The following is a 3,927-nucleotide window of genomic DNA, read 5'->3' on the forward strand; positions in this document are numbered from 1 at the left end:
ATCCAAGAACGTGATCTACACCGGCCAGGAAGCGACCCAGCAGATCCTGGTGGGCCTGAACTGGATCGCCAAGGAGAAGGGTGCAAAGTCCTTCTTCTTCATCGGCTCTGACTACATCTGGCCGCGCACCTCGAACAAGATCGCGCGCAAGCACATCGAGAACGTGCTCAAGGGTAAGGTCGTCGGCGAGGAATACTATGCGCTGGGCTCGACCCAGTTCAACTCGGTGATCAACAAGATCAAGCTGACCAAGCCGGACGTGATCTTCACCGACGTCGTCGGCGGCTCAAACGTCGCGTTCTACAAGCAGCTCAAGGCTGCCGGCATCGATCTTTCCAAGCAGGCGCTGCTGACGATCTCGGTGACCGAGGACGAGATCGACGGCATCGGCGGCGAGAACATCGCGGGCGCCTATGCCTGCATGAAGTACTTCCAGTCGCTCGACAACGCCAACAACAAGGCTTTCGTCTCGGCCTTCAAGAAGATGTGGGGCGAGAAGACCGTGATCGGAGACGTCACCCAGGCTGCCTATCTCGGCCCGTGGCTGTGGAAGTTGACGGTCGAGAAGGCCGGCTCCTTCGACGTCGACAAGATCGCCGCGGCTTCTAAGGACGTCGAGTTCAAGGGCGCGCCGGAAGGCTATGTGCGCATCCACGAGAACCATCACCTTTGGTCGAAGACCCGGGTGGGCCGCGCCAAGCTCGATGGCCAGTTCGAGCTGATCTACGAGACGGCCGATCTCGTCGAGCCGGATCCGTTCCCCAAGGGCTACCAGTAAGAAGCGTTACCCGTAAGAGACGCGGCGCCCGCCGCACTTTCTCCAAGGCAAACCGCTCCCTGGTGTGGATCGCAAGTCCATGCCTCAAGACCCCGCGTCGCGACTCTGCATCGCGACGCGGGACCCTTATTCCTGACGGAGGACATCGATGTTTGGCGACTACTCGCTTGGTGATCTCGGCTCCATCTTCGTCATGCAGGGGTTTGCCGGACTGATCCTGTTCTCCGTCTACGTTCTGATGGCGCTCGGTCTCGCGATCATCTTCGGCCAGATGGGCGTCATCAACATGGCCCATGGCGAGTTCATGATCCTCGGGGCCTACGTCACTTGGATGACTTCGAATCTCTTCCAGGCCTATTTGCCGAGCCTGTTCAGCGGCTACTTCTTCCTCGCGATGATCCTCGCCTTTCTCGCCGCCGGCGCGCTGGGAATGCTGGTGGAGTGGGTGCTGATACGGCACCTCTACAAGCGCCCGCTGGACACCTTGCTCGCCACTTGGGGCCTCAGCCTGATGCTGCAGCAAGCCTATCGCTCCGTATTCGGCGCGCGCGAGGTCGGCGTCGAGCTGCCGCAATGGATGCTCGGTTCGCTGCAGGTCACCGACAGCATCGAGGTGCCGATCAACGGCATCTTCGTGATGTGCCTCACCCTCTTGATCACCGTTTCGGTCGCCTATGTGCTCTACTTGTCGCGCTGGGGCCGCCAGGTGCGCGCAGTCGTGCAGAACCGCATCATGGCCGGCGCAGTCGGCATCAACACCGAGAAGGTCGATCGCTACACCTTCGGACTGGGCTGCGGCATCGCCGGTGTCGCCGGCAGCGCCTTCACGATGATCGGTTCGACCGGTCCGACCTCTGGTCAGCTCTACATCGTCGATACATTCCTGGTCGTCGTGTTCGGCGGTGCCGCCAGCCTGCTCGGCACCATCGCCTCCGCCTTCTCGATCTCGCAGACGCAATCGACCCTCGAATTCTTCATGTCCGGCTCGATGGCCAAGGTGCTCACGCTGCTCGCGGTCGTCGGCATCCTGATGCTGCGGCCGCAGGGTCTCTTCGCCCTCAAGGTCCGCAAATAACGAGAAGCAGGCAAGTCATGATCATCAACTCACGCTTCTTCAATCGATCCGAACTGATGGGCTTCATTGCCCTTGCCGCGGTGCTGTTCGTGATCCTGCCGCTGACGCTCGACGTGTTCCGCCTCAATCTGGTCGCGAAATATCTGACCTACGCCTTTGTCGCGCTCGGACTCGTGCTGTGCTGGGGTTATGGCGGCATCCTGAGCCTGGGGCAGGGCGTATTCTTCGGCCTCGGCGGTTACTGCATGGCGATGTTCCTGAAGCTCGAGGCCTCGAGCGTCGAGAACACCAAGATCCAGTCGACGCCTGGTATCCCGGACTTCATGGACTGGAATCAGATCACGGCGCTGCCGCTGTTCTGGCAGCCGTTTCACAGCCTCACCTTCACCATCCTCGCCATCATCCTCGTCCCCGGCCTGTTCGCGCTGATCATCGGCACCGCGATGTTCAAGCGCCGCGTCGGCGGCACTTATTTTGCGATCATCACCCAGGCGGTCGCGGCGATCCTGACGATCCTGATCGTCGGGCAGCAGGGCTATACCGGCGGCATCAACGGCATGACCGACCTGCGCACGCTCAAGGGCTGGGACATCCGCCCCGACCACGCCAAGGTGATCCTCTATTTTGTCGAAGTGGTGCTGCTGTTCGCCTGCATCGGCATCGCGCAGTTCATCCGCCTGACCAAGCTCGGCCGCATCCTGGTCGCGATGCGCGAGCAGGAGGACCGCGTCCGCTTCTCCGGCTACAGCGTCGCCAACTTCAAGATCTTCGCCTTCTGCATGGCGGCGGTGTTCGCTGCGATCGGCGGCGCCATGTTCGCGCTCAATGTCGGTTTCATGTCGCCGTCCTTCGTCGGCATCGTGCCGTCGATCGAGATGGTGATCTACACCGCGGTCGGCGGACGGATGTCGATCTTCGGCGCGATCTGGGGCGCCATCCTGGTCAACTTCGCCAAGACCAGCCTCTCGGAATCGTTTCCGCAACTCTGGCTGTTCGGCCTCGGTGCCCTCTTCATCGCGGTCGTGCTTGCCTTCCCGAACGGGCTGTCCGGACTCTGGGCCGACTACGTGCAGCCGCGCATCGACCGGCTGTTTGCACGCAAGCCGAAGTCGGGCTGGAACGGCAATTCGGTCGCCGACGGCGCGCCGGCAGAGTGAGGAGGTAGATCATGCTTGTTGGACATCACGATGCCGATGCCACGCCCGTAGTGAGGAAGTAGATCATGCTCGTCGGTCATCAGCCCAAGGACTTCCTGCTCGCGGTCTCCGGACTGACCGTGTCGTTCGACGGGTTCAAGGCGGTCAACGATCTCTCTTTCTACGTCGAGGAGAACGAGATCCGCGTCATCATCGGCCCCAACGGCGCCGGCAAGACTACGGTGCTCGATCTGATCTGCGGCAAGACCAAGGCGACCTCGGGCTCGATCCAGTTTCGTGGCAAGGAGCTCACGAAGATGAGAGAGAACGAGATCGTGCAGACCGGCGTCGGCCGCAAGTTCCAGACGCCGTCGGTGTTCGAGGACCTCACCGTGTTCGAGAACCTCGAAATCTCGTTCCCGCGTGGCCGCACCGTGTTCGGTTCGTTGACGTTTCAGCGAGACCAGCTGGTGAAGGACCGGGTCGAGGAGGTCGCGGAAATGATCTTCCTCAATGACAAGCTCAACACCTATGCGGACGAGCTCAGCCATGGCCAGAAGCAGTGGCTGGAGATCGGCATGTTGCTGATTCAGGATCCGGACCTGCTGATGCTGGACGAGCCCGTCGCCGGCATGAGCGTATCCGAGCGTGCCAAGACCGCCGAACTGCTCAACCGCATCATCAAGAACCGTTCGGTGCTGGTGATCGAGCACGACATGAAATTCGTCGAGGACATCGCACACAAGGTCACCGTGCTGCACCAGGGCCAGATCCTCTCCGAGGGCACCATGGAGAAGGTGAAGAACGACCCCAAGGTCGTTGAAGTCTATCTGGGGCACTGAGAATGGCGAAATCGAGTGAGCTAGCTGCAGCTCGGACGGTGCACCTCTCCCCTTGTGGGAGAGCGATTGTCTTAATCGTCAAGTAAAAAAACTAAA

General features: G+C 60.8%; 4 protein-coding genes. All 4 read left to right on the forward strand.

Features of this window, described 5'->3' with window-relative positions:
- Nucleotides 1-778, forward strand: a 778-nt coding sequence (locus JHD07_RS34740) for a transporter substrate-binding protein (protein ID WP_291630377.1), incomplete at its 5' end; no start/stop codon positions are given.
- A 148-nt stretch (nucleotides 779-926) separates the two neighbouring features.
- The gene (urtB, locus tag JHD07_RS34745) at nucleotides 927-1,853 is read left to right on the forward strand and encodes an urea ABC transporter permease subunit UrtB (protein ID WP_291630379.1); all 927 of its coding nucleotides are present in this window, start codon (nucleotides 927-929) and stop codon (nucleotides 1,851-1,853) included.
- A 17-nt stretch (nucleotides 1,854-1,870) separates the two neighbouring features.
- A complete protein-coding gene (gene urtC, locus JHD07_RS34750; RefSeq protein ID WP_291630381.1) occupies nucleotides 1,871-3,010 on the forward strand; it encodes an urea ABC transporter permease subunit UrtC in 1,140 nt (379 codons plus the stop codon).
- Between the two features lie 65 nt (nucleotides 3,011-3,075).
- Nucleotides 3,076-3,831 carry an urea ABC transporter ATP-binding protein UrtD gene (gene urtD, locus JHD07_RS34755; RefSeq protein WP_291630383.1) on the forward strand — a complete coding sequence of 252 codons (756 nt, stop codon included), beginning with the start codon at nucleotides 3,076-3,078 and terminating at the stop codon, nucleotides 3,829-3,831.
- Nucleotides 3,832-3,927: the final 96 nt, after the last annotated feature.

This window comes from Bradyrhizobium sp. (assembly GCF_016462955.1).
Taxonomy (GTDB): domain Bacteria; phylum Pseudomonadota; class Alphaproteobacteria; order Rhizobiales; family Xanthobacteraceae; genus Bradyrhizobium.